The 1,120-nt window shown below is 66.2% G+C and carries 1 protein-coding gene; it reads right to left on the reverse strand.

From position 1 onward, the window contains the following. Positions 1-1,106: C13 family peptidase (locus EON91_RS14535; protein WP_292096135.1), on the reverse strand; the 1,106-nt coding region annotated here is incomplete at its 3' end. Positions 1,107-1,120 lie beyond the last annotated feature (14 nt).

Genomic DNA, 1,120 nt, shown 5'->3' on the forward strand with positions numbered 1-1,120 from the left:
AAATCGTCGGTCTGGTTCAGGGCTTCAGCGAACAGGGCGTCGCCGAAATAGGTGAAGTCGGCCTCTTCCGAACAGCCGAACGACAGCCGGTCCGGGCGCGCGGCGGTCATGATCAGGGTCCGCTCATCCTTCAGTGGCGGGATATAGCCGCCGGAGTAGCAGGCCGAGATCACTACCACCTTGTCGCGGTCTTTGAGCGGCGCGAGGGCGCTGGCCAGCTCATCGGCGGAGAGATCGGCCAGTTGCAGGCGCGGCTGGTCAAGCACCAGCTGGTGATCGGCGCTGCCGTGGCTGGTCAGGTAGATGAAGATCAGGTCTTCCGGGCCGCTGCGCTCGGCCAGGGTTGTGGCGGCGCGGGTGAGGTTCTGGCGGGTGGCCATTGGCCGATCGGCCAGGTGATCGCGGTGGTTGACCAGGGTGATCTGGCCGCTGGCACCAAAGCGCACCTTGAGAATGTTGCTGACATAGTCGGCTTCACGCATGAACACACTTTGCTGGCCGTCGCCGGCCAGCACCAGGCTGTACAGCTGGATCGGCGCCTTGGATGGCGGCACCTGGGCCAGCGCGTCCTTGAGCAGCTTGCCCTGATTGAGCAGGGCCAGGTCGAGCGGGTCGGGCAACAGCTTGCTCTGTTCGTCGCGCACACGCACGCCCTTGACCCAGTAGCCGCCCTCGATGCGGCCGTCGGCCTGGATCAGGCGGCCATGGCCCTGGTAGGCGTCGTCGGCAAAACCGCCGATGTACTGGCTGCCGTCCGCCAGGTGCAGGCGGCCTTCGCCCGCGAACCGCCAGTTGCGAAAGCCGCCCTTGTAGCGGCTGCCATCGCTGCCCAGCAGCTCCCCCTGGCCGTCCAGCGAGCCATCGCTGAACTCACCGATCCAGACGTCGCCGTCGGCGTTTTCGAAGCGGCCGCGGCCTTGCAGGCGGTTGTCCTTGAACTCGCCGATGTACTGCTCGCCATCGGCGCTGTCGTAAGTGCCGCTGCCTTGCAGCTGGCCATTGACGAAGTAGCCACTGAACTGATTGCCGCTGGCATCGCTGCGCACCCCGGCGCCGTTCGGCTGGCCCTTGGCGAACAGGCCCTGGTACTGGCTGCCGTCGGTCAACTTGAGCTCGCCGG

It is taken from the genome of Brevundimonas sp. (assembly GCF_004210735.1).
Taxonomy (GTDB): Bacteria; Pseudomonadota; Alphaproteobacteria; order Caulobacterales; family Caulobacteraceae; genus Brevundimonas.